This is a genomic window from Shewanella nanhaiensis (genome assembly GCF_019457885.1).
GTDB classification, from domain to species: domain Bacteria; phylum Pseudomonadota; class Gammaproteobacteria; order Enterobacterales; family Shewanellaceae; genus Shewanella; species Shewanella nanhaiensis.
This window is the reverse complement of the sequence record NZ_JAHZST010000013.1, coordinates 63,515-87,679: the sequence shown is the minus strand read 5'-3', so window position 1 is coordinate 87,679 and position 24,165 is coordinate 63,515. Positions and strand designations below refer to the sequence as shown.

Below are 24,165 nucleotides of genomic sequence, written 5' to 3'. Positions count from 1 at the left end.
AACTAGTTCAAGACCGGAATGAAGTAGAGGGCGTTAGCATATACTTTCTCTGAGCTTAGCCAGATATTTCTAAACATCAAATTATCGGCCAATAGTACCACGGCTCCTTTACCCCTGGGCTCAACCAATATCGCGGGACTCTCAGACAAGCTCCTTTGATACTCTTTAGCAAGATAACCACTTAAAAGTGGCTTCTCGGCGTACCTAGCAACTAGGCTAAATGGTGTGGAGCTGTCTTCAAGTCCTAAGGCTTTATTCTTCAGTATGGGCAGTTTTGAATCTGGTAAACCAAAGCTAAGTGGGTGACTAGTATCGAGCTTGAGCTCGAGTATTGCTCCGCCGATAGATTGACGAGCCGATAGAGTATCTTTGTCACCAAAGCTTAAGTCACTGCTGTCAAAAAGCAGTTTAAAAAACCGAGATTCTTTAAGATCGGCTTTAAGTAAGTGGTTCTTGTTAAGCCAACTTAATGCGCCCTTTTGAGCAATAACGACGCCTCCTTTACTGGCAAACTGTCCCAGTTTTCTGGCAAGTACTTCACTCATTGAGGAGTAGTGGCCACCGGGTAAGATCACATGGGTATACTCATTCAATGGAATTTGAGACACGCGTGTGGCATCAACTAAGGTAGTGGGTACGCCAAGCTTAGTATCTAGGTAGTACCAAAGCTCTCCAGCTTCAGACTCATCAACGCCATAACCTGTGATGATTAAAGGTTTAACCGGCTTAATTAAGTGAAAATCTGGGCTGCCTAAATCGATCCCGGAACGACTCGCACTGCTGTTAACCGAGGTGATATTAATCGGATGATGTCGTTGAAACTCTGTGATGGTGCTTTTGAGTTCCTCAAAGGAGGTTTTTGACTGCTTGAGCGGAACCTGTAAGCTGCCAGCAGCATAATGTTGCTCTTTACCGTTAATATGGATACTGAAAGGCTTAGCTGCAAACTTCACATGAATGTTTTGCTGGAGGAGCTGCTCAAGTAGGCTCGCTGCCGAATCTTGTTGCCAATTGATAAGCAGTGCGGCAGCTTCAGGCTTGAGTGTTAATTTATCTAGCACTGGAGGCTCTGTCGATAACACATCAATATCGAGTTTGACCCCTCTTGCCATATCCAGATCGTAGGCATCCTCTATGTTCCAGCTTGATACATCGTAAAAAGTAGGGTCGTTAAACTCTTTACGGTTATCAAACATAGCGAGCAGTAAACTTTTTTGTGCTTGGTTGAGAGGAATGAACAGGCTGCCATTTACGGCAAACTCTCTATTTTTTTGAGTTACTGGCTTAGTCAGATAGTAGAAGGTGATTTGATGTTGCTTGAGCAGATCTTCTAGATCTTTGACTCTAGCTCTGTTTTCGTTTGCACCAATTAAGTAGCCTGCTTGGCGGCCCTTTTGCTTTGCTTTGTCTCTTCCTTGATAGAATTGACTCTGGTAATCAAGTAACTGAGCTTTGAGTGCCAAAGCGCCTTTCAAGCTTGATATAGAGGTTGCAAAATGGTTGTTGATGGCATCATTTAAGGTTAGTTCACTATTACCAGTGTTCTGAACTTGACCCTTAGGGCTTGATTGTTCGAATAGGACGCCGATTGAGCCATTTATATCTGGGTATGTGGAGCCTTTGCCATAGAAGTAATCATCGAATACTTGGCGGCTGAAGTACTCCTGGCCCTCGTTATCGAGTGCTTGACGGTGAAACTGAGCGAGCTTTTCCGTTAATTGCTGGTTTTTCTCCGGGGTGAGAGGGTGGGTTCTTTCAGGAACTCCCGGTTGAAAAAAGTAGCTGCTATCGCTATTCATCTCATGGAAGTCACCAACATAGTGTGGCTGCCATTTGTGAAAGAGTGCAACCCTACCACGAGACTCAGGATGACGTAGAAATAGCCAGTCACGGTTGAGATCGGCGAAATAGTGGTTGGTTCTTCCTGTTGGCCAGTTCTGTTTATGCTCTTTATGGCGAGGATCACTGACATCGACCTGACCGCGGTAATTATTGGTCCAGTTAGAGAAACGATCAAAGCCATCGGGATTTTGGGTCGGAGTGATAAGCACAACCGTCTCATCGAGAAGTTGCTTTACCCAGCTGTCGTTACTGCTGGCGAGTAGATAGCTTAAGGCTAAGGCGGTATGAGCCCCGCTGGCTTCATCTCCATGTATCGAATATGCCAACCATATAATGAGGGGGCCAGTCTGTTTTTTTCCTGATTTAACCTCTTTACGTTTAGCAAGGATCTTATCTAAATGCGCTTGGTTTGATTTTGAGGTGATAACGGCTGTTAATTGTTGTCTCTGTTCAAAGCTTTCACCAGTGTGTTCAATGGATAATCTATCGCTTTCACTTGCGAGCTGCTTTAAGTAGTAGTTTATTTGATCGTGCCTTAGATGCCACTTTCCTAATGGGTAGCCAAGAAATGCTTCAGGTGACGTTAACCCTGAGATAGGCGTCAAATTTGAGACTGAGCTCAAATTTTGAGTGGTAACTGCAAATGCAGATGGCAAGGTAACGAACAGATAGCTGGCCGCAAAAAAATAAAGCAGAGCTCTTAGCATGGGGAGTATCTTTATACTTGTAATATAAGGTTAAATTAGCATTTAGGTGCTATTTTATCCATAAATATTATCGATAATAAGTGTAAGCTAGGAGGGCTTTACTGCGTAATTCTTTCAATAAAAAGGGTAAACCAATTTAATTGAGGACTACAAAGCTGAACTCAGTCAGAGTATCATATGAGCAATCCATACTAAAACACTCAAGTTTTACCTGACGGAGCTTGTCTTAATGATCACCATTTCCGATGCCGCTCAGGCCCATTTTGTTAACTTGTTAGCAGATCAGCCTGAAGGAACTCACATTCGTGTATTCGTAATTAGCCCTGGTACAGCGACAGCTGAGTGTGGGGTTTCATATTGTCCACCTGATGCTGTTGAAGCCGACGATATGGAGTTTGAATATAACGGTTTTAATGCCATGGTCGATGAGAAATCAGCGCCTTTCCTTGAAGATGCCACAATCGATTTTGTTACCGATCAGCTTGGTTCACAATTAACGCTAAAAGCGCCAAATGCGAAGATGCGCAAAGTCTCTTCAGATGCGCCGCTTAATGAACGTATCGAGTATGTGATTCAGTCTGAAATTAACCCTCAGCTTGCTAGCCATGGCGGAAATATCATGTTGCTTGAAGTGACAGAAGAGGGGATCGCTATCCTGCAGTTTGGTGGTGGTTGTAATGGCTGCTCTATGGTAGATGTGACACTGAAAGATGGTATCGAAAAGCAGCTGCTTGAGATGTTCCCAGGTGAGCTAACAGGCGTTAAAGATGCGACAGAGCATCAAGCTGGCGATCACTCATACCAATAAATTCAAGTTTTGATAAATAAAAAAGCGAGTGGATATTATGTCCACTCGCTTTTTTGTTGCGTTACGAAGATGTTATACCAGTTGCATTAAGTATCTGACCATTCAGCGGGAGTTCAAAGCGCTGTAGGCAAGGCTGGGGATTGAAGCTAATAGTTATTCTATATCTAAAGCCCCAAACGTAGCATAAAGTGCTTTGAACCCCGCACTATGTGAGCGACTCAGGATTTCCTCTTCTGCTTTGCATTGACTTAAAAGGGAGTAACCATTTCCTCGCCAATGCGCCTTGAATAGAAAACCCTGAGGCACTCTGAATTGATTACATACTTAATGTAATTGGTATTAGATAATTTTACTTAAGCGGTATCGATAGTGAAGTGTTAGCGTCAGACTTCTTGCCAGCATAAACGCGCTCATGGCTGCCCATAGGGCGTGATTACCATTATCTTGCAGCAGAAACCATACGGGGAAAAATATCCCAAATGTGGATATTATCATGCTGTTTCTCATGACCTTGCCCTTAGCGGCTCCGATATATACGCCATCAAAAAGATAGGAGCCAAATGAGAGTAGCGGAAGCAGTACTACCCAGAAAAGAAACTCACTAGCGACTAATCTCACATCTTCGATACTGGTTAGCAGCTTGATAATACTCTCTCCTCCAAAGGCGAAAAGTAGCGTGAATAAGACTGCGGAAATCCCAGACCAGAGCCAGGCTAAAGTGACGCTCTCCTGCATTAATTTTCTGTTTTTCTGGCCATAAGCGCGGCCAACTTCCGCTTCAGCATAATAAGCAATACCATCTAACGCGTAGGAGATAAGCAGTAATAGATTCAGTAACACAGCGTTTGCTGCAACGGTTTTATCTCCTAATCCAGCGCCTTGAAATGTCATAAAGGCAAAAGATAGTTGCAAACATAAGCTGCGAATAAATATATCAGCATTAAGGGTCAGTAGTTTGTGATAACTGCTGATGTTCAACTCTTTACATAGCGCTAAAAATTTGAAGTTTCCTATTTTATTTAGCTCTTTATAAATCATGGTAAAGGCGACAAGGAAACCTGCCATATCGGCAAAAACAGAAGCGAGTGCGGCACCTTTGACTCCCCAGCCTAAACCTAGAACGAATAGAACATCGAGCCCTATATTGGCTAAGTTGGCAACAATGAGTTGCCACATTGCGGCTCTAGGTTGTTGCCTGCCAAGTAGCCAGCCTAAAAGAACCAAGTTGAGCAGTGCAAATGGGGTTGACCAGATCCTGATACTGAAATATTCGCGGCAATAGCGTTCGACCTCTGCACTAGCATCTGTGAGTGATAATGCACCATTGAGAATGGGGAGTTGCAGTACTACAGCAGTTACACCTAAAATAAGCGCTAAACTTCCCGCTTGAAGTAACAATTTGTATTGGGTTTGTGTATCTCCCGCACCAAAGGACTGCGCGACTAAGCCTGTTGTCGCCATTCTCAAAAAACCTAACATCCACAGTATAAGTGTGATGATAGTTGATCCAACAGCTACACCGCCTAGATAGTAGGCATTACTTAAATGGCCCACTACAGCCGTGTCCACAAGCCCAAGTAAAGGGACTGTGATATTGGACAATATCATGGGCAGAGCGAGTGCCAATAACTGTTTGTTTTTCTGTTTGTTTAATAGAAGTTCAACAGGGGGCATATTATCTCAGAGGTTCGATATTTTATGTTTAAAAGCATGCTAGTAATTCTGTCTGCAATGATCTGTTTTTCAGCGCAGGCCGCTGTGATTTTACAGTATCACCATGTTTCAGCATCAACACCTGCCATTACCAGTGTTACACCGGAACAGTTTCGTGAGCAGATGCAGTATTTAGCTGAAAATGATTTTATTGTTAAACCGCTTTCTCAGGTTGTAGATGCGATAAAAAGAGAGCAGGCGATTCCTGATAAAACTGTGGTGATAACCTTTGATGATGGCTATCGAAGTATCGCCAAAACAGCCCACCCTATTTTAAAGGAATATGGTTTTCCCTACACCTTATTTGTCTCGATTGAGCCGATAAAAGCAAAGTATCGTGAGATGATGAGCTGGGAGGAGCTTGTTGCATTGTCGAAGGAGGGAGCTGAAATTGCAAACCATAGTTGGGCTCATGAACACTTGATTCGAAAGCTCGAAGGAGAGACGCAGGAGCAGTGGCTTGCTAGAGTGGAGGAGAATATCTTAAAGACGGAGCGGGAGATATCGTTAGCGACAGGTCAAAACCATAAGATGTTAGCTTATCCGTATGGGGAGTATAACCAAGCGATTGAGTCAATGCTTACACGCAATGGTTTTATTGGTTTGGGCCAGCAATCTGGGGCTGCGGGACACTACTCATCGCTTACTGCTCTGCCTCGATTTCCTGTTGCCGGAGTCTACGCGGATTTAACTAGCCTGAAAGTAAAGTTACACAGTTTAAATATGCCCGTTTTATCGCAGAATATGAGCGATCCTGAGTTGAAGAGTGGTCACTGGAGACCTGAGTTGAAAGTGACTTTGGATATCAATGATATCTATCCACATCAGATGATGTGTTATATCCAAGGTCAAGGCGCTAAAGCGCCACTTTGGCTCAGTGGGAATGAGTTTAGTATACGGGCCGAATTAGATCTGCCTGTTGGAAGATCCCGCTACAACTGTACGGTACCCAGTAAAAGTAGAACTGGTTACTATTGGTTTTCACAGGCTTGGGTAAGAAGTGCCAGTGAATAAAAGTATCTTTATCTGCTTATTTTAATAGGGATAGAATTTTTTGTGGGATCCTATCTATATGTAGGATCTCACTGCTGGCTTCAATATCGACCGCTGCACCTGGCATTCCCCAAACGACAGAGCTAGCTTCATCTTGAGCCACGGTGAAAGAGCCCTTATTTCTCATATTAAGTAAACCTTTGGCGCCATCTTTGCCCATTCCTGTGAGAATAACCCCTAATGCAGATTTACCTACCGACTCAGCGACACTATCAAAAAGCACGTCAACAGAGGGTCTATGGCGATTAACTGGGTCTGTATCGAGTAGCTTGGTATAAAGAGACATTCCCTTCCTTTCTACTATCAAGTGCGCACTACCAGGTGCTAAATAAGCTGTACCCGGTTTTAGTAGCTCCCCACCTTGAGACTCAATGACTGTCATGCTTGCATTACTATTTAGGCGCTTAGCAAATGAGGTGCTAAAGGCGGCTGGGATATGTTGGGCGATAACGATTGGGGATATGTCGTGTGGGAGTTGGCAGATTAAGCGCTGAATGGCTTCGGTTCCACCAGTTGATGCACCTATAGCGATCACCTTATTTCGTGAATAGGTTGACTTCTGTTTAGCGCTACTTGGCTTAGGTATTGGCGTATGTGGTCGAATAGTGCTTTTGGAAGCGAAATGAATCTTTTCAATCAGCTCCTCTCTGTACTCCATTAGCCTGCTTGTGAGGTCTGATTTAGGTTTTAAAATAAAATCTACTGCACCGATAGATAATGCTTCTAAGGTGACTGCTGCACCTTTTTCTGTGAGGGTTGAAACCATGATGACTGGCATAGGTTTAAGTTTCATCAGATTTCTAAGAAAAGCGATCCCATCCATTTTCGGCATCTCTATATCCAGAGTTAGCACATCTGGATGCAGCCTTTTTATCTGTTCTCTTGCTTCGTAAGGATCTTCTGCTGTACCGACAACCTTGATATCTGGGGCGTCGCTTAGTAAGTGAGTTAGTAGTTGTCTTACTAATGGTGAGTCATCAACGACTAAGACTTTTATCATAATGTATTCCTTTTTTAGAATCATGCCGCACAAAGAGCTCTGTTTGAGGGATTTCATTCCTTTTGGAGCTTAGATGCAGAATGTCCAAGGCTTAATATCTTAAAGGTGGTGCGCAGATAATTTGGGTTTAAGCAATTTCTTACCACCATGCCCTAAAGGCCTGTATATTGTTTGCCCTATAAGATCGAACTCTTCAGAAATGTTCACTAATGTTTCCGAGTGTCCGATAAATAGATATCCTTGTGGCCCCAGCATTTTTCTGAATTTTGCGATAATTTTTTGTTTTGTTTCATTATCAAAATAGATGAGTACGTTGCGACAAAATATGGCATCGAAAGGGCCATTCATTGGCCAGTTCTCTAACAAATTGAGCTGTTTAAAGTGGATCATTTTTTGAATACTTGATCGCATCTGTATATGTTGATTATCAGCTGTGTGGCGAACATATTTATCAAGGTGTCGGGCCGGCAAGTTTGTCACAGAATCCCTGGAGTAGCTTCCAATCGAGGCTTTTTCAAGCACATTGGTATCGAGATCGGTCGCTAAAATTTTCAGATCCCATTGAGATATAGGAAAGTGTTTTTCCAGTGTCATGGCGATACTGTAGGGCTCCTCTCCCGTAGAGCATGCCGAAGACCAAACTCTGAGTCTTTTTTTGCTTTTCTTCTGCCACTCAGGAATGACAACTTGTTCTAAGTAGTCAAAGTGATGCCCCTCTCTAAAAAATGCGGTTAAGTTAGTTGTTAATGCATTAATAAAGTTAATACGTTCATCGGGAGTATTTGAAACAAAAGAGCAATATTGAGTAAAGTCTTTTAAATTTAGCTGGCGTAGACGACGACTTAGTCGTGAATACACCATGTGTTTTTTTCTCTCTGGTAATACTATCCCTGTATTTTCGTAGGCAAGACTTCGAATAAACTCGAAGTCTGCCTTCGTCATAGAAAACTCCTTTTCATCTATGATTTCCAATTGCTTCTCCTAAAATTCATTCCACTCTTCATCACTAATATTGAGGTTGCCATGGGAATCGCCAGAAACTAATGCTAGTGGCGCTGAAGTGAGGCCTGAACTCGTTTGCTCTTTAGCTTGGAAGAAGCTGAGCTGAGTCTTCATATTACGGGCCTGCTCTGCCATAGCATCCCCAGCAGCAGATACCTCTTCAACCAGTGCTGCATTTTGTTGAGTCATCTCATCCATTTGAGAAATTGCTTTATTAACTTCCTGAATGCCTGAGGACTGCTGATCTGATGCAATACTAATTTGGCTTATCATATCTGCCACTTTTGTGACGGCTTGTACTATGTCTTGCAGTGTTTCTCCCGATTGATTCACCAGTTGAGTACCATCTGTGACTTTACCTACGCTATCGCGTATCAGCTCTTTAATCTCCTTAGCGGCTCCAGCACTTCGCTGTGCTAGATTTCGAACTTCTCCGGCAACGACGGCAAAACCTCGTCCCTGCTCACCAGCTCTTGCGGCCTCGACTGCTGCGTTTAGTGCCAATAAGTTAGTTTGGAATGCGATTTCGTCGATAACACCGATAATATCTGAGATACGTTTACTGGAGTCATTAATGGCTTCCATAGCTGTCACAGCTTGCTCTACAACCTTACCGCCATGATCTGCTTTAGTATTGGCCTCCTGAGCTAACTCATTTGCCAGTGTCGCATTTTGGGCACTTTGGGTTACAGTGGCCGTCATCTCCTCCATACTCGATGCTGTCTCTTCGAGAGAGGCTGCTTGCTCTTCGGTTCGCTGACTAAGATCTGAGTTACCTTGGGCTATCTCTTCGGCACCAGATGTCACCGTATTAGCTGACTCGTTAATGCCTCCTATTACCTCTGTTAGCCTCGATGCTGTCGCGTTTGCATCTGTTTGCAGTTTACGGAACTGTCCATCGTAATCTCCGTTTATCTGGCGGGTTAAGTCGCCTTTAGCAAGGCCGTCAAACATGTTAACCACATCTGAGATAACGCTATCTGCAATACCGACTAGACGGTTAAGTCCATTGGATAGATTAAGGAAGAAACCCTCTTTACCATCGGTAGACACTCTATGACTTAAGTCACCAGCAGCTGCTGCAGATATGATGGTGTCTATCTCATGTTCAATCGCTACTTCAGCGGTACGATCTGTCCACTCTACTACTGTGCCAATCTTGTCGCCGTTGGTGTCTCTTATTGGGTTGGCAACAACCTTAAAGGTACGTCCTCCAACGTTTAGCTGACTTGAATAGGTACTGGTAAGGTTTGCTAATAGATTACGCTGATGACTCGGATTCTTATGGAAACCATCTATATTGACGCCTATGAGATTGTTAGCATCGAAGTTAGGCAGATCTTTTACTATATCTGCTTGTGCTGTTCTAAACATATTGGATACAGCGTTGTTCATATAGATAATATTAAGATCGGCGTCCGCTACCATTGTATTAGCTGAAACGCTATCTAGGGCTTGCTTAATCCGTGTATTCTCTGCTGCGAGCTTCTGCTCCTCAGCCTCTTTGGCTAATTTAGCCGTTACATCTAGCCATTCGACAACCGTACCTGTTCGTTCACCGTTATTAAATACTGGGGTCGCGATTAAATTAAAGGTTAGGCCTGAAACCTTGATGCTTGTTTCATAGGTACTGGTGAGTTTATCTAACATGTTACGTTGATGGCTGGGGTTTTTATGGAATATATCGATATTAGATCCCATCAGTGTAGACATATCGAATCGGCTTAGCGTCTTCTGTAGCCTACGCTCGTTATCGGAAAGCATGGCCTTAAGTGAATCATTGAAATAGATGATCTCATAATCTGAGTTTGCCATCATAACGTTAGCTTTACAGACATCAAGTGCCTGTTTGACCCTTCCAGTATCTGCTGCTAAGCGTTTATCTTCGGCTTCTTTAGCGAGTTTTGCGGTAATATCTTGCCACTCGACTACTGTTCCTGTTCGTTTCCCCTTATCGAATACTGGGGTTGCTGTTAAGCTAAAAGTAAGGCCGGATACGACAATATCTGTTTCATAGGTATCGGTGAGCCTATCTAGCATACCTCGTTGATGAGCTGGGTTTTTATGGAAGATATCGATATTGGAGCCCATAAGTGTAGACATATCGAATTTACTTAGGCTCTCCTGCAGAGTGCGTTCATTTTCGGTTAGCATCTCTTTCAGAGAGTCATTGAAGTAGACTATGTCGTAGTTAGCATCCGCCATCATGACATTGGCCTTACATACATCTAGTGCTTGTTTTACGCGGCCTGTTTCTGCTGTAATCCTTTTTTCTTCAGCCTCCTTGGCTAGTTTTTCTGTCATATCCTGCCACTCAACGACAGTCCCCGTGCGTTTTCCGTTTACAAAAATAGGACTGGCTATCAGGTTAAACTTTAAGCCCGCAACTTCAATGTTTGCCTCATAACTACTGTTTAGGCTTTCTAGCACTCTTCTTTGGTGAGCAGGGTTGCTATGAAACATATCGATGCTTTTACCAATAAGGTTTTTCGTATCGAAATTAGATAAGGTTTTTTGGAGTGTCTTTTCATTTTGGCTAAGCATTTCGGTGACTGAGTCATTCATATAAGCAATGTTAAAGTCAGCGTCAGCCATCATGACATTAGCTTGGCAGACATCTAGTGCCTTGATGGTCGTTTCATCTTTTTGCCTTTTATGATGCAACTCCTCTATTCTACTTGTCAGTAGATCCCAGCTAGGCAAGTCGATATCTGAAAAGTGCGGAGGCTCATTATTAAGTAAGGCGTTGCTGACCTCATTGAGCGCTTGATCTGTTTGCTTTTGCCACTGATTTAACTTTATTAGGCCGGCAGCAATTAATAAGATAGCGAGAACCTGAGCTGCTGCTATCCAACTTGTTGCTTGTCCCGCTAAGGATAAGGCTAAGGCAATAGCACTGACCACCAAACCTGCAATCGGTAAGGTTTTAGTGTTTGATATGTTGGCGTAGTTTGCTTCCATTCGTTTATCCTCGTTATATCAGTTTATTCATTGACCACTTGTGGCTGCTGAGCATCGATATTATGAATTAGGTTAGAAAGTTGAGATGCTTCAGGCAGTATCTCGCTGCCAAGAAGCTTGTTAATATCCAAGAGAATCACCATCTTATCTTCAGTGTTGGTCAGTCCCTTTATAAAGCCTAGATCTGTCTCATCACCAAAATCTGGAGCGCAGCGAACATCACTATGATTAACACTGAACACATCTGATACGGCATCGACAACTATGCCGATCACCTTGTGATCACTAGCGATAGCAACTTTGACAACAATGACCACTGTGGTTGCCCCATACTCTAAGGTTTCAATGCCGAATCTCTGCCTTAGATCGATAATGGGAACGATAGTGCCTCTAAGGTTGATAACCCCTTTAACATGGCTAGGGGAGTTTGGGATGATGGTTGTAGCTTCCCAACCTCTGATCTCTTGTACCGAAAGTATATCTACCCCATACTCTTCACTAGCCATGATGAATGTTAGGTATTGCTGGCTGATATCATCTATAATGGCTTGTTCTTGTTGGGTTGTTTGTGTCATATCAAGCTCCGTCAATCCTTGAATACGTTTTAAATATCCATTCCTGTTTTAAGCTGCATGTTCTTTCATATTAGCTATTCCGGCTAATGCCACTAGTCCGGATATATCGATAATAAGAGCCACAGTACCGTCACCTAAAATAGTTGCACCTGATACACCAGGTACCTTGCTGTAGTTGTCTTCTAGGCTTTTGATGACAACCTGTTGTTGTGAAAGAAGCTCATCAACAAGTAGACCTATTTTCTCGTTGTTCGAGTCCACCACCATGACTAAGCCGTCTCTGATCTCTTGAAAATCTGCTTCGTGCCCAAACTCTTGAAATACTTTAACGACTGGAAGGTACTCTTCTCTGAGTCTGATCAGTTCGTGACTCTCGCTGATGCGATTAATTCTCTGCTCTTCAACTTGTAAAGACTCATGAATAGACACTAAGGGAACGACATAAGTGTGTTTTCCAACTCTCACTAACTGTCCATCAAGTATAGCTAAGGTCAGAGGTAAGCGAATTGTGAAGCGACTTCCTTTATCTTTAACTGATTTAAGCTCTATCGTGCCATTGAGTTCATGGATATTTCGGCGAACCACATCCATGCCGACGCCGCGGCCTGAGAGATCAGAAACTGCCTCTGCGGTTGAAAATCCTGCTTTAAAGATAAGTTGATGAATGGCATCTTCACTCAACTCTTCATCTTCAGTTACCAATCCTTTATCGATCGCTTTTTTATGAATAAGCTGGGTGTCGAGCCCAGCCCCATCATCAATGATCTCTATGATGATGTTACCGCCTTGATGAAAAGCGTTGAGGGTGATGCTTCCTTGTTCAGGCTTACCTTTACCTACTCTGACTTCAGGGGTTTCAAGACCGTGATCTAAGGAGTTTCTGACAAGGTGAACCATAGGGTCGACTATTTTTTCCATCACAGTTTTATCTAGCTCGGTGTCCTCCCCTTTGAGAATGAGCTCGACCTGTTTTCCTAGCTGCTGACCTATATCACGAACGAGCCTAGGAAAGCGGTTAAAGGCGAAGCTGATGGGGAGCATACGGATCTGCATAACGCTTTCTTGCAGATCTCGGGTATGTGAGGCTAGCTGTTCTAGTCCCTGTTTCATTGAAAGTAGGGACTCCTCATCGATCGTATCTTGCTGGCCTATTTGGCCAAGCATTGCCTGCGTTATGACTAGCTCTCCGACCATATTGATAAGAAGGTCTATTTTTTCGATACTGACACGAATTGAGCCCCCATCAGGTGTCTTTGCTGGTGCAACAGCCTTAGGTTTAGCAATAACCTCTGTGCTAGAAGATGTCTCAATGGTAGCGGGAGCTCCTACCTCTTCAACTTGCTCTTTAACCTGTGTATCTGTCTCTTGGTGATAATTAATTGTGCATTCATCTTCGACCCATTCGAACACCTCTTTTATCTGCTCTAAAGGCTTGTCTGTCACTAAGGTAAGCTGCCAATGGAGATAGCAGGCTTCAGGGTCCATATCAGAGAAGTCGGGGAGTGTGGAGTCGACTAAAATAACCTCTAATTCACCTAGAAGTCTTAGCTCATTAAACATTAAACTTGGGTCGTTACCGCATCTCAGAATGTCTATGCCTGGTTGAAAGTCAATTATCCAAGTCGTGTTTCTGGGGGTACTCTCCTCACTGCTTGATTCTGCCGAATTATGCTCCTCTTCCGAGTCTGATGAGTTTTGTGCAAGGGCTGAAGTAAACCTCGTTTCTAGCTGTGCTAGTAAAGGGTCTTCGAAATCAACTTTACGCATTAACGCGTCTATCATATTGCGTAATAGGTCGACCGATAGAAGTAACATATCTTGGTGATCAGTCGTCATCTGACGGCGACCATCTCTTATTTCGTCGAGAAGTGTCTCAAGTAGGTGAGTGTAGTCAGCAACTTGAGTGAAACCAAACGTTGCACTACCGCCTTTAATAGAGTGGGCAGCTCTAAAGATGGTGTTAATGGATTCATCATCGGGCTGATTGACTTCAAGTTTCAGGAGTTCAGACTCCATACTTTCCAGCCCTTCTAAGCTCTCTTCAAAAAACACCTGGCTAAATTGACTAAGATCTATTTCCATATTTAGTTGCCACCGATAGGTCCATGTATTGTGATTAACCTAGTACTTTCCGTACTGTTGCAAGCAGTTGATCTGGGTTAAATGGTTTTACTATCCAACCAGTTGCCCCTGCAGAACGACCTTCATGTTTCTTATCAACTCCTGATTCAGTTGTTAACATTAATAAAGGAGTAAACTTGTAAGCTGGAAGTGTTCGTAAATTGCGGATTAAGGTTAATCCATCCATCACAGGCATGTTGACGTCGGAGATAACGAGATCAAACTCCCCAACTTGAGCAGCCTTAAGTGCTTCATCCCCATCACAGGCCTCTGTTACATCAAATCCAGCTGTTTTTAATGTAAATCCAACCATTTGGCGCATTGAAGCCGAATCATCGACGGCAAGTATTTTTTTCATTAGGTATCCTCCTCAAGCGTATCCACTTTTAGGTGCGGGAGTGAGATCCCTAGTTCTCCTAAACTTGCTAAAAGGTCATCTTGGCAACCTAGCCAATCTACCTTCAGAGAACGGGCATCACATGTTTTGGAAAAAAGGTGAAGCAGTTGTGCACCAGCTGTGTCCACTCTAGATAATTGACTTGCATCGATATGAAGTATTTCTGCTTGTGTAAATAACTCACAAAGTTGAGCAAATACAGGCTGAATATTTCGAATCGTTATCTCTGAATCCAATTTAATAGTTTGATCCGACATTTAATTTTTCCTTTGGATTACTTTTGTCCATCCCTGCAAGATCAAAAGATAGTAGGCAAACAGGAGTATTTCCTCTTTTGGAATAAATTTTTTCGAATACATTTAGTTAAGAGATATGTATAGGGAGGAGGATAGTGGCTTAGAGGAGGTAGCGTTTATTCTTGTAAGTTGTTGTATTATAGATGTATAACCTTAGTAGCTACGAACAATTTTTCCTATATCTGAGATTAAGTTTTTAGTTAAAATTTGTGGCAGAGTTCCAGGTGTCGAAGATTTAGGTTTTATGATGGCAACTTTTCTTCCTTCTGGTGAGATAAGTGCCATGGAAGCACTATGATCTACTTGATAATTCTCTCCCTCTCCAACCATGGCGTAAACAAAGCCTAAGTCGCGAGTTAGCGGAAAAAGTTGGGCATGCTCACCGGTAATAGCAGTGAATTCGGGGTTAAAAAAATCCATATAAGCGAGTAGTTTCTCTTGGGTGTCTCGTTGAGGATCAACAGAGAGAAAGATAATTTGCAGATCGATATCTTTTAATAGCTCGGGGTAAGCCGCGCTGAGTTTCCCCATGGTTGTAGGGCATACGTCAGGACATGAAGTATAACCAATGAAAAATAGACTCCATTTATCGGCAAGCTGTGAATTTGAAAATGGATTTCCATGTTGATCTTTTAGAGAAAAAGGCGCTAATTTTTTTGCTGTTGGAAAGATAAAGCTAGTTGCGAGCTCAGGATTAGTTTGATGAGACTTAAACTGGATAGCAGCCGCAACGCCTAGTCCTAAAAGAGCTAAGCCGAGTATTATTGAAACTGCAACTGTTAACCGTTTACTCATAAACCGATCCTATTTTGCTATTGATAACGCTTAAACCCAAAGGTAGTGATCGACTAACAGCACGATGAATAACAGCATTAAGTGATAGATAGAGAAGCGAAAAACTTGCATCGCCAAACCTGGTTTATCATCAAATTTCAGCTCCCAAGATTTATAGATAAAGCCGCAACTCAAAAGCGTTGAACCAACCAGATATAATGGGCCACACATGCCAACCAAAACGGGGAGAAGGCATGCGATTGCAAGCAGTATGGTGTAAAGCAAGATACAGGTTTTGGTAAACTCCGTACCATGAGTGACTGGTAGCATGGGGATATCGACTTTGGCGTATTCAGCCTTTCTGTGAATGGCTAACGCCCAGAAGTGGGGTGGAGTCCAAGCGAAAATAATGATGACCAGTAACAGGGCGTTGCCGTGAAACTCCCCAGTCACCGATGTCCAGCCTAGTAGTGGTGGCATGGCGCCAGCTAATCCGCCAACAACGATATTCTGTGGCGTTGCTCGCTTTAGGTAGGCCGTATAAACAACGGCATAACCAAGTAAGCTGGCGAAGGTTAACCAAGCGGTTAGCTCATTGACCAAGGTGTAAAGTAAAACAAAACCCATAACAGCAAGAGAGATAGAGAAGGTTAACGCTTTCGTTATCGAAACACGTCCCTTGGGAAGAGGTCGGTTATAAGTACGAGCCATCAATCCATCGATGCGTCGATCGATTAGATGGTTAAAGGCGGCTGCTGCGCCAGCCATCATACCTATACCAAGAAGTCCAAAGATTAATGGTTGTAATGGCACAGCCCCAGGTAGTGCCAGACACATTCCTACCAGAACAGTCAGTAGCATTAAGGCGACAACTTTAGGCTTTGTCATCTCATAATAGGCGCGCCATTGAAGTGGTTGGCTTTGGGTGTCACTCGATGGTATAGAAAGTGGTTTTGCCATGGCTAATCCCCTGCATTGGCGTTACGCCGTGTTGTCTAGTTATAGTGCGTAATCAATTCTGTTAATCAAATAGCTGTATTGGCTTTTGTCATAGCTCATTTTTTATGCTTTTCGCCACAGCGCGTAGTTAATGAAGACTAAGTTAAGTAGTAACAAGGCTGCGCCGGCATTATGTGAAACTGCAACGCCTAAGGGCAGGTGAAGCACGACATTGCTTATTCCTAGCGCAACCTGTAAGCATACGAGTAAAACCAGTAGTAAAGCGGAACGCTTTAGTAGTGAAGATTGAGATTGTTGGTATAACTTAAAAGCTAGCCAAAATAGCATCGCAACGGTTACGACTGCCCAAAATCGATGGACAACATGTATTGTCATTCTCGAAGCATAATCTAATACTCCAAACTCATAGGTATCATGCTCACCCTGAAATGGGTTAAAAGCTTGAGCTAGCTTTAGATTGTTATACCAGTCACCTTCACAAATAGGTAAGGTTGTGCAAGCAAGGGCCGCATAGTTTGAGGAGGTCCAGCCTCCAATAATGATCTGTAGAATTAATACTCCTAAGCAAATTAACGCGAGAGGAGCAAGTTTACGAGCAACGGCGTCTCCTCCAGGGATCCTCAATGGCTTAGTTCGCAAATAAAGTAGTAGCAGTAAAGCTATTAAACTAAACCCCCCGATAAGGTGGGACATCACCACGACGGGCATGAGCTTCATTGTGACTGTCCACATACCAAGGGCTGCTTGAAACACGATTAATAGTGCGATCAATCCAGGTAACTTCTTAGGGGCCTCATCCTTTTTCAGACAGAGAATAAAGATCAGCAGTACCAATAAACCAAGAGCGCCAGCGATATACCTATGTATCATCTCCAACCAGGCTTTTTTGGGTTCTACCTCATGGCCAGGAAAAGTAGTTTGCACTTGAGAGAGTTCATGAGCTTGGCTCGGCACCTTTAGCATGCCATAACATCCTGGCCAGTCGGGACATCCGAGACCTGCATCGGATAATCTGGTATAAGCCCCCATCAATATGACGCATAGGGTGAAGACGATGGTGATTTTGAGTAGGGAGGGGATCTGCATTAGCCAACCCTCGACAGTTTCAGCATTTTTCTAAGATCTGATACTAGGGATTTGCCTTGGAGGATCTGCTGCTCTCGACCCGATACAGAAGGGTATCGCATCACTAAACTGCCTAATGGATCGACAATGATCATCTGCTGCTGGCTGAGCATCTCACTCATCTGATTATTTGCTTTGGCTGTCTCAAATGAGCTGTTTGATAGTGCGGAAGTATCACTTTTATCGTTAACTAATATTAGGGTATGAACTCTGTCTTGCTCTCTTCCTAAAGCCACGTGGCTTTGTTGAAGAATATAGAGACGATCTTGACAAACCTGCTCGCAGTTTTCAGGGAGTAGGTAGAGAAGTTGCCACTCTTTAGGTTTAGGGTTTTCCATGGCAAGAGAGGAGTAACTGGTACCTGTAGTAAGTAGCTCTCCCTTATTGGTAGCGCCCCCTTGATACAGATCTAAACTCAGCACAATTTTTGCGGCGACCACAGGTAGGATAAATACCAGTAGTAAAATGAGAAGTGGTTTCTTGCCGCTCTTTTTTGGGGAGTTCATACTCTCTCCTCTCGTTAGATACCTCGCGGGATCGCCTAAAAAATTAGGGGCTCTCTCTATCGAGGTAACACTAATTTTGTTTCCCGAGACGGCTAGGAAACGATTTTTATTATCTGTATTGGTAGTAAAAAACTGCTTAATACCTAACCTACTTGGTCTTGTTTCTGTTGGCAATAGTCATTTGTACTTATTGTCATCTTATTGTTTTTATTATTTCTTTCTTATCCTGACTCTGATGAAGTAGAGCACGAGAAGTGCAAATGCAACAGCCATAGAAAACCACTGTAGGGCATAACCTAAGTGTTTTTGAGCTGAGAGTGGGATCGGTTGCCATGGATGGGGCAAGTCGATGCCTTTAATGCTCTCTGGTTGAAGCACTGCTAATGCCACAGGATGATTCAAGCTAGTTTCTATCTGTGAAATATTTAAGTTCTGAACTCTTTTAGGCCATCCCTCTTCGGCCAGAAGATCTGAGCTCATGGGGTTCGCTTGTTTCTGATAAAGGCGTCCAGTGAGGGGTTGAGGTTGATTAATGTGTGGCAGTTTAGGGAGCACTCTTCTGTCATTTCCAGCAGGGACAAATCCGAGTTCAACCAGTAACCAAGGGGCCGTGGGATTGACCTGCATAACTTGCAGTGCAAGGTAGCCAACTTGACCATTAAAGATTTGATTGTCGAGTAAAAAAACTTTATTCCCCACCGGAGTGACCGTGGCGCTAAGTCTATAACCTGTGAGTGGCTCGCTCGCAGGAAGTGAAAGCAGTTGACGATATGAGAGTGGAGCCGCGGCTTGCCTAGAGGTCAGTTGAGATTGTAGGTCCTCTTTTAACTCTGCGCGGGATAACTGCCAGAAACCTAGCTTGACCAGAAGCAAAAACAGACTCACAGTAGCAAGCATAACCAGCACTTTGGTGCCTCTCCAAAATAGCCGAGGATTACGAGTGAATACACTATTGGTGTTTAAATTAGTTTTAGTACTGCTACTGCTTTTCATCTTATTTAATCTTGCCCGAGCCCTATTTATAATGGTTAAAGGGGAGAGTAAAGTCCCCATGAGCCAATATCTTGGTCGTAGAGTTATCTTCTCCGTGCTGGTGGTTGTGCTGCTATTGCTGGCCATGGCTACAGGTGTTATCACACCCAATATAAGGCCATATTGAGTTAGTAAAGTCATTCACTAGAGTGCTGATTATCTTTTCTGATAAATAGTTTTGGTTGAACACTCAAAAAGGGGTTGCCGCGCAGTGCTCAAATAGAGATGCGCAGCAGATCTGTTTCGATTAAAGGACGTAGACAAAGATAAATAGGCATAACCAAACTACGTCAACGAAGTGCCAATACCAGCTTCCAGCCTGAAATGCGAAGTGCTTATCTGGTGTGAAATGTCCTTTTAAAACCCGGAAAAAGAGTACGATTAAAAATACCGTTCCCAGCGTGACATGCATACCGTGAAAGCCAGTTAGCAGGAAGAAGGTATTGCCGTAAACGCCAGAATCTAAGGTTAATCCCATCTCCTGATAGGCATGAACATACTCTTCTACTTGCAGACCTAAGAAGGCAAGGCCAAGTAGAATCGTTATTCCCAACCAGACTGCAATTGCCGAGCGTTTTCCTTTTTCAAGGCTAACATGGGCCATATGTAAGGTGATTGAAGAGGTGAGAAGTATGAGGGTGTTGTAAAGGGGTAAGCCAGTCCATCCCATTGCTTGGGTCGTTGTACCGTCGGGTGTTTTGACCAAGGGCCATATCGCCTCAAATCCAGGCCAAAGCACTTCATTTGTCATGGCATTATTAGAGTCACCACCTAACCAAGGTACCGCAATCATTCTGGCGTAGAGCAGAGCGCCAAAAAATGCCGCAAAAAACATCACCTCAGAGAAGATAAACCAGCTCATCCCCTGCCTGAACGAACGATCCATCTGTTGGGAATAAAGTCCGCTCATAGACTCGGCGATAACGGTTCTGAACCAGCCAAAAATCATATAGATAATGACGGCGATTCCTGCGAGTAGTATATATCCGCCGCTACTACTCTCGGTATTGAGTTGTTGTACATAGCTTCCTGCGCCAAAGGCGATAAGAAACAGCCCTATTGCGCCAATAATGGGCCAGGCGCTTTGGGCTGGGACATAGTAATGTTCGTGCTTAGTTGTCATCTTGCTGCTCCTTGCTCTATCGCATCAACATATCCACGATCTGTGATGTTGTAGAGGGTATAAGAGAGAGTCAATGTTGATATGGATTCTGGTAAATCCGGATCCACAAAAAATATCAGCGGTAACTCTGCGCTGGCTTTGGCCGTTAATCTCTGTTGATTAAAGCAAAAGCACTCTGTTTTATTAAAGTAAGCCGCTCCTTGACCTGGGGATACAGATGGAATTGCCTGTCCAAGCGTCTCCTCCGTTGAGAGGTTTATCGCTTTAAAGTTTGTTCTTATTAACTCACCAGGATGAACCTGCATACGTTTCATCTCTGGTGTAAACTCCCAAGGCATATCACTCTGTATCTGCGCCATAAATTCAACGGTAACCGTTCGGCTTTTATCTATGGTCATAGCTTGATAGCTGCTTGCTGTACTACTGGTTTTGCCATTTATTCCTAGTTGCTCACACAGGACATCATAGAGAGGAACTAAGGCAAAACCGAAGCCGAACATGCCAATAGCACCTGCTATTAGCATAGAGATCAGCTTTTTGTTCGATTCTGCCTTCTCCATGATTATTTAATCTCCGGTGGAGTACTAAAGGAGTGGTATGGAGCAGGACTTGGTAGAGTCCACTCTAAACCTTCGGCGCCATCCCATGGTTTTGCCTCGGCTTTTTCGCCACTACGTATGCACTTGATGACCACATAAAGGAAGATTAGTTGAGATAAACCAAAGGCGAAACCGCCAATTGAAACTATCTGGTTTACATCAGCAAACTGCACCGCGTAATCAGGGATCCGCCTTGGCATACCAGCTAAGCCTAAGAAATGCATCGGGAAGAACAGCACATTGACCGAGATGACAGAGGTCCAGAAATGGATCTTGCCCCACTTTTCATCGTACATATTGCCTGTCCACTTAGGTAGCCAGTAATAGGCCGCTGCCATGATTGAGAATATAGCGCCTGTGACTAACACATAGTGGAAATGGGCAACAACGAAATAGGTATCGTGATATTGGAAATCAACAGGGGTGATCGCCAGCATCAATCCAGAAAATCCTCCAATGGTAAAGAGAATAATAAAGGCGACAGCAAACAGCATAGGGGTTTCAAAGGAGATTGATCCCCGCCACATGGTTGCGACCCAGTTGAACACTTTCACCCCAGTAGGCACCGCAATCAGCATAGTACAGTACATAAAGAAGAGTTCTGCAAAAACAGGCATACCCGTTGTGAACATGTGGTGGGCCCACACTAGGAATGAAAGTATTGCGATACTGGCGGTTGCGTAAACCATGGAGGAGTAACCAAACAGAGGTTTTCGACTGAAGGCTGGCACAATGGCAGAGATGATACCGAAAGAGGGTAAAATCATGATGTACACCTCCGGATGTCCGAAGAACCAGAAGATATGTTGGAACATCACAGGATCTCCACCACCTGCTGCATCGAAGAAGCTAGTACCGAAGTATTTATCGGTCAATACCATGGTCACAGTACCTGCAAGAACTGGCATCACCGCAATCAATAGGAAAGCTGTGATTAGCCAAGTCCACACAAACAGAGGAAGTTTCATCCATGTCATACCAGGCGCACGCATGTTGACGATTGTCACCACCACGTTAATGGCACCCATGATGGAGCTCATCCCCATAATATGCACCGAAAAGACGAAGAGTGCAGTGCTGTCTGGGCTATAAGTGGTGGATAGGGGAGCGTAGAAGGTCCAACCAAAGTTGGGACCACCACCTTCCATAAATAGAGAGCTCAGCAAGATAGCGAAAGCGAAAGGTAAGATCCAGAAGCTCCAGTTGTTCATTCTTGGCAGTGCCATATCCGGCGCGCCAATCATCATGGGAATGAGCCAGTTAGCTAATCCAGTGAAGGCTGGCATTACCGCCCCGAATACCATGATAAGACCATGAACTGTGGTCATCTGATTAAAAAAGTTTGGCTCAACAAGCTGGAGTCCGGGCTGAAAAAGTTCAGCTCGAATAACCATGGCCATCGCGCCACCAGTGAGGAACATGATGAAACTGAACCAGAGGTAGAGCGTGCCTATATCTTTGTGGTTTGTAGTGAAAAGCCAACGTTTAATCCCAGTAGGCATCGCTTCATGATGATCGTCATGGTGATCTGCTTGATTATGTTCTGGCTCTATATTGTCTTGTGCATCGTGTGTTGTACTAGTCATAGCGTTCCCCTATTGACCATGCTGATTAACATCAGCAGCCTGAACCATATCGCCTGTGTTGTTACCCCATGCGTTTCGTTCATAAGTGATCACGGCTGCAATCTCTTGCGGCGTTAATTGTGCCCCGAAAGCCTGCATAGCGGTTCCGGGTTTACCCTTGATAACCATATCAAGGTGGCCCGTTACTGGGCCTGTGATCACAGGGCTGTTTACTAATGAAGGGAAGGCGCCGGGCAGGCCTGTTCCTGCTGCCTGATGACAAGCAACGCAGCTGGTCATATAGACCTTCTCGCCCATAGCCATGAGTTCATCCATGGTTAAGTCATCTAGTACAACAGCTTTAACCTCTTCGACCACTTCTGCTGCGGCCTCCTCAATCTCAGGTAAGGTTACTGGAACTGCTGGTTCGCTCGATACTGCGGGAGCTGGGTTAGTGGAGCTGACATCTGCGGCTTGAACTGTATCACCTGAGTCATTGCCCCATGCATTACGCTCATAGGTAACCACAGCTGCAATTTCTGTTGCTGTTAACTGCTTAGCGAATGCTTGCATCGCAGTGCCGGGCTTACCATTTAAGACGATATCGACATGACCTGCGACAGCGCCTTTAATCATTGGGCTGCCAATAAGAGAGGGGAACACACCAGGCAGGCCCACACCGTTAGGTTGGTGACATGCTGCGCAGTTTGCCATATATACCTGCTCTCCTTGAGTCATTAGCTCATCCATACTCAAGGTTTTACTGAGCGCAGCTTGGGCTTCAGCGGCAGCAGAGCTTGCTTTACTCTTCTGCTCGACTAGCCAAGTATCATAATCTGCTTCGGAAACAGCTTTGACCACAATTGGCATAAAGCCATGATCTTTACCGCATAACTCAGCACATTGGCCTCGATAGGTGCCTGTTTTGTCTATTCGTGTCCAAGCTTCATTAATAAATCCAGGATTGGCATCTTTTTTAACGGCGAAAGCGGGCACCCACCATGAGTGGATGACATCTTCTGAAGTCATAAGAAAACGCACTTTTTTGTTGATTGGTAGGACTAAGGGGTTATCAACCTCGAGGAGATAGTTCTCTCCTTTTGCCTCAGTGCCATCGATCTGTTCTCTGGGAGTGGAGAGCAAGCTGTAAAATTCGATATCTTCATCAAAGTAGCTGTAATGCCATTTCCATTGAGACCCAGTAACTTTAATTGTGATATCGGCATCGGAAGGATCTTCCATTGCGATCAGGGTTTTAGTGGCAGGTATTGCCATTAAAATAAGGATGATAAAAGGCACAACGGTCCAAGCTATCTCAACCTTTGTACTTTCGTGAAAATTAGCCGCAATCGCACCTTTGGATTTTCTGTGATTGATCATGGAATAGATCATCACACCAAAGACCAAGATTCCGATGGCACAACAGATATACAGGATGATCATATGCAGGTTATACACCCTACCACTGATCTCCGTGACCCCTTGAGTCATATTCAAGGGCATCTCTGATGCCAACATGGGTGGCGTAAACAGCAACGCCAGAAAACAATACAGCGCTTTCTTCACTAGACTTCTCCTCTGCCAAAATATAAGACAAAGAAGAGCCACACAGTAAGTCTCTGCTCTATGCAAACTCTTCAGTTCCCAAAAAAGCAACGATGACTTCAAAGTACGCTAGCGGTTTTACTTTTTATTGTGAAAGTTAGCAGTCTTTTTTGCTGCTGAAGTTAACCACACCTGTACCTACCACAGAATATATCTGTTCCGATTTCTGCTAGGTAAACAATGCAGTTATATCACTGGGAATTGATTTACTTTGCAGACGACTAAATCGCTTTGGATATAACAAATTATCGTTGTTATGTTTCTAACTTACTGTGTGTTGAAATATTGATCAAGATCACTTTTTCTTTATTTTTAAATTAATAATGCCGTTCCATAGAGGTATTTAGCCAGTTCGGAGACTGCTAAGTTTTTCAATCCAAGGTATTGATGAAGAAATAGTT

General features: G+C 43.8%; 21 protein-coding genes. 3 read left to right on the top strand and 18 right to left on the bottom strand.

What is annotated here, in order from left to right:
* Window positions 1-2 precede the first annotated feature (2 nt).
* On the bottom strand, window positions 3-2,549 hold the full coding sequence (locus K0625_RS16960; protein ID WP_220110779.1) for a M14 family zinc carboxypeptidase: 2,547 nt from the start codon (window positions 2,547-2,549) through the stop codon (window positions 3-5).
* Between the two features lie 229 nt (window positions 2,550-2,778).
* Between K0625_RS16960 and nfuA the strand changes: the two genes are divergently transcribed.
* Complete coding sequence (gene nfuA, locus K0625_RS16955; RefSeq protein ID WP_220110778.1) at window positions 2,779-3,357, top strand: Fe-S biogenesis protein NfuA; 579 nt, start codon at window positions 2,779-2,781, stop codon at window positions 3,355-3,357.
* A gap of 339 nt (window positions 3,358-3,696) precedes the next feature.
* Here the strand turns inward: nfuA and K0625_RS16950 are convergent, their stop codons facing one another.
* On the bottom strand, window positions 3,697-5,031 hold the full coding sequence (locus K0625_RS16950) for an MATE family efflux transporter (RefSeq protein WP_220110777.1): 1,335 nt from the start codon (window positions 5,029-5,031) through the stop codon (window positions 3,697-3,699).
* Between the two features lie 24 nt (window positions 5,032-5,055).
* Between K0625_RS16950 and K0625_RS16945 the strand changes: the two genes are divergently transcribed.
* Window positions 5,056-6,084 (top strand): polysaccharide deacetylase family protein, encoded by a 1,029-nt coding sequence (locus tag K0625_RS16945; protein WP_220110776.1) that lies wholly within the window; start codon window positions 5,056-5,058, stop codon window positions 6,082-6,084.
* Window positions 6,085-6,100: 16 nt separating this feature from the next.
* Here K0625_RS16945 and K0625_RS16940 read toward each other — a convergent pair whose 3' ends face one another.
* From K0625_RS16940 to K0625_RS16885, 12 genes are all read right to left on the bottom strand, one after another.
* Window positions 6,101-7,123 carry a protein-glutamate methylesterase/protein-glutamine glutaminase gene (locus K0625_RS16940; protein ID WP_220110775.1) on the bottom strand — a complete coding sequence of 341 codons (1,023 nt, stop codon included), beginning with the start codon at window positions 7,121-7,123 and terminating at the stop codon, window positions 6,101-6,103.
* Window positions 7,124-7,222: 99 nt separating this feature from the next.
* Complete coding sequence (locus tag K0625_RS16935; RefSeq protein WP_220110774.1) at window positions 7,223-8,065, bottom strand: CheR family methyltransferase; 843 nt, start codon at window positions 8,063-8,065, stop codon at window positions 7,223-7,225.
* A 39-nt stretch (window positions 8,066-8,104) separates the two neighbouring features.
* Complete coding sequence (locus K0625_RS16930; RefSeq protein ID WP_220110773.1) at window positions 8,105-11,086, bottom strand: methyl-accepting chemotaxis protein; 2,982 nt, start codon at window positions 11,084-11,086, stop codon at window positions 8,105-8,107.
* Between the two features lie 23 nt (window positions 11,087-11,109).
* Window positions 11,110-11,661, bottom strand: coding sequence for a chemotaxis protein CheW (locus K0625_RS16925; RefSeq protein WP_220110772.1), 552 nt, complete (start codon window positions 11,659-11,661; stop codon window positions 11,110-11,112).
* A gap of 48 nt (window positions 11,662-11,709) precedes the next feature.
* Window positions 11,710-13,743: a chemotaxis protein CheA gene (locus tag K0625_RS16920; protein ID WP_220110771.1), complete on the bottom strand. Its 2,034-nt coding sequence runs from the start codon at window positions 13,741-13,743 to the stop codon at window positions 11,710-11,712.
* Between the two features lie 34 nt (window positions 13,744-13,777).
* A complete protein-coding gene (locus tag K0625_RS16915; protein WP_220110770.1) occupies window positions 13,778-14,140 on the bottom strand; it encodes a response regulator in 363 nt (120 codons plus the stop codon).
* Complete coding sequence (locus K0625_RS16910; protein ID WP_220110769.1) at window positions 14,140-14,436, bottom strand: STAS domain-containing protein; 297 nt, start codon at window positions 14,434-14,436, stop codon at window positions 14,140-14,142. Before K0625_RS16910 ends, K0625_RS16915 begins: the two co-directional genes overlap by 1 nt.
* A gap of 192 nt (window positions 14,437-14,628) precedes the next feature.
* Entirely contained in the window at window positions 14,629-15,270 is a 642-nt protein-coding gene (locus K0625_RS16905; RefSeq protein ID WP_220110768.1) for an SCO family protein, read from the bottom strand.
* A 30-nt stretch (window positions 15,271-15,300) separates the two neighbouring features.
* On the bottom strand, window positions 15,301-16,209 hold the full coding sequence (cyoE, locus tag K0625_RS16900; RefSeq protein ID WP_220110767.1) for a heme o synthase: 909 nt from the start codon (window positions 16,207-16,209) through the stop codon (window positions 15,301-15,303).
* 102 nt (window positions 16,210-16,311) lie between these two features.
* A complete protein-coding gene (locus K0625_RS16895) occupies window positions 16,312-17,295 on the bottom strand; it encodes a COX15/CtaA family protein (RefSeq protein ID WP_220110766.1) in 984 nt (327 codons plus the stop codon).
* The gene (locus tag K0625_RS16890) at window positions 17,295-17,840 is read right to left on the bottom strand and encodes a redox-active disulfide-containing membrane protein (protein ID WP_220110765.1); all 546 of its coding nucleotides are present in this window, start codon (window positions 17,838-17,840) and stop codon (window positions 17,295-17,297) included. The genes K0625_RS16895 and K0625_RS16890 overlap by 1 nt, the downstream gene beginning before the upstream one ends.
* Before the next feature lie 210 nt (window positions 17,841-18,050).
* Window positions 18,051-18,737 (bottom strand): SURF1 family protein, encoded by a 687-nt coding sequence (locus K0625_RS16885; RefSeq protein WP_232847148.1) that lies wholly within the window; start codon window positions 18,735-18,737, stop codon window positions 18,051-18,053.
* A 43-nt stretch (window positions 18,738-18,780) separates the two neighbouring features.
* Here K0625_RS16885 and K0625_RS16880 point away from each other — a divergent pair, with 43 nt between their 5' ends.
* Window positions 18,781-18,999, top strand: a complete 219-nt coding sequence (locus tag K0625_RS16880) for a DUF2909 family protein (protein WP_012322824.1) — start codon at window positions 18,781-18,783, stop codon at window positions 18,997-18,999.
* A gap of 120 nt (window positions 19,000-19,119) precedes the next feature.
* On the opposite strand, the gene K0625_RS16875 is transcribed toward K0625_RS16880, so the two are convergent.
* Genes K0625_RS16875 through coxB form a run of 4 tightly spaced genes read right to left on the bottom strand, consistent with a single transcriptional unit; the run spans window position 19,120 to window position 23,725 of the window.
* On the bottom strand, window positions 19,120-19,995 hold the full coding sequence (locus K0625_RS16875) for a cytochrome c oxidase subunit 3 (protein WP_220110763.1): 876 nt from the start codon (window positions 19,993-19,995) through the stop codon (window positions 19,120-19,122).
* Window positions 19,992-20,555 (bottom strand): cytochrome c oxidase assembly protein, encoded by a 564-nt coding sequence (locus K0625_RS16870; protein ID WP_220110762.1) that lies wholly within the window; start codon window positions 20,553-20,555, stop codon window positions 19,992-19,994. The genes K0625_RS16875 and K0625_RS16870 overlap by 4 nt, the downstream gene beginning before the upstream one ends.
* Window positions 20,556-20,557: 2 nt before the next feature.
* Window positions 20,558-22,180 carry a cytochrome c oxidase subunit I gene (ctaD, locus tag K0625_RS16865; protein ID WP_438944508.1) on the bottom strand — a complete coding sequence of 541 codons (1,623 nt, stop codon included), beginning with the start codon at window positions 22,178-22,180 and terminating at the stop codon, window positions 20,558-20,560.
* Between the two features lie 9 nt (window positions 22,181-22,189).
* Complete coding sequence (gene coxB, locus K0625_RS16860) at window positions 22,190-23,725, bottom strand: cytochrome c oxidase subunit II (RefSeq protein WP_220110761.1); 1,536 nt, start codon at window positions 23,723-23,725, stop codon at window positions 22,190-22,192.
* Between the last annotated feature and the right edge of the window lie 440 nt (window positions 23,726-24,165).

What these genes read in the sequence shown, in the direction of transcription:
- cyoE (WP_220110767.1), bottom strand. Translation starts at nt 16,209, where the DNA reads ATGGCAAAACCACTTTCTATACCATCGAGTGACACCCAAAGCCAACCA.
- nfuA (WP_220110778.1), top strand. Translation starts at nt 2,779, where the DNA reads ATGATCACCATTTCCGATGCCGCTCAGGCCCATTTTGTTAACTTGTTA.
- K0625_RS16930 (WP_220110773.1), bottom strand. Translation starts at nt 11,086, where the DNA reads ATGGAAGCAAACTACGCCAACATATCAAACACTAAAACCTTACCGATT.
- K0625_RS16905 (WP_220110768.1), bottom strand. Translation starts at nt 15,270, where the DNA reads ATGAGTAAACGGTTAACAGTTGCAGTTTCAATAATACTCGGCTTAGCT.
- K0625_RS16960 (WP_220110779.1), bottom strand. Translation starts at nt 2,549, where the DNA reads ATGCTAAGAGCTCTGCTTTATTTTTTTGCGGCCAGCTATCTGTTCGTT.
- K0625_RS16915 (WP_220110770.1), bottom strand. Translation starts at nt 14,140, where the DNA reads ATGAAAAAAATACTTGCCGTCGATGATTCGGCTTCAATGCGCCAAATG.
- K0625_RS16925 (WP_220110772.1), bottom strand. Translation starts at nt 11,661, where the DNA reads ATGACACAAACAACCCAACAAGAACAAGCCATTATAGATGATATCAGC.
- K0625_RS16940 (WP_220110775.1), bottom strand. Translation starts at nt 7,123, where the DNA reads ATGATAAAAGTCTTAGTCGTTGATGACTCACCATTAGTAAGACAACTA.
- K0625_RS16875 (WP_220110763.1), bottom strand. Translation starts at nt 19,995, where the DNA reads ATGACAACTAAGCACGAACATTACTATGTCCCAGCCCAAAGCGCCTGG.
- K0625_RS16910 (WP_220110769.1), bottom strand. Translation starts at nt 14,436, where the DNA reads ATGTCGGATCAAACTATTAAATTGGATTCAGAGATAACGATTCGAAAT.
- K0625_RS16945 (WP_220110776.1), top strand. Translation starts at nt 5,056, where the DNA reads ATGTTTAAAAGCATGCTAGTAATTCTGTCTGCAATGATCTGTTTTTCA.
- K0625_RS16890 (WP_220110765.1), bottom strand. Translation starts at nt 17,840, where the DNA reads ATGAACTCCCCAAAAAAGAGCGGCAAGAAACCACTTCTCATTTTACTA.
- K0625_RS16950 (WP_220110777.1), bottom strand. Translation starts at nt 5,031, where the DNA reads ATGCCCCCTGTTGAACTTCTATTAAACAAACAGAAAAACAAACAGTTA.
- K0625_RS16895 (WP_220110766.1), bottom strand. Translation starts at nt 17,295, where the DNA reads ATGCAGATCCCCTCCCTACTCAAAATCACCATCGTCTTCACCCTATGC.
- ctaD (WP_438944508.1), bottom strand. Translation starts at nt 22,180, where the DNA reads ATGACTAGTACAACACACGATGCACAAGACAATATAGAGCCAGAACAT.
- K0625_RS16935 (WP_220110774.1), bottom strand. Translation starts at nt 8,065, where the DNA reads ATGACGAAGGCAGACTTCGAGTTTATTCGAAGTCTTGCCTACGAAAAT.
- K0625_RS16870 (WP_220110762.1), bottom strand. Translation starts at nt 20,555, where the DNA reads ATGGAGAAGGCAGAATCGAACAAAAAGCTGATCTCTATGCTAATAGCA.
- K0625_RS16885 (WP_232847148.1), bottom strand. Translation starts at nt 18,737, where the DNA reads ATGCTTGCTACTGTGAGTCTGTTTTTGCTTCTGGTCAAGCTAGGTTTC.
- K0625_RS16920 (WP_220110771.1), bottom strand. Translation starts at nt 13,743, where the DNA reads ATGGAAATAGATCTTAGTCAATTTAGCCAGGTGTTTTTTGAAGAGAGC.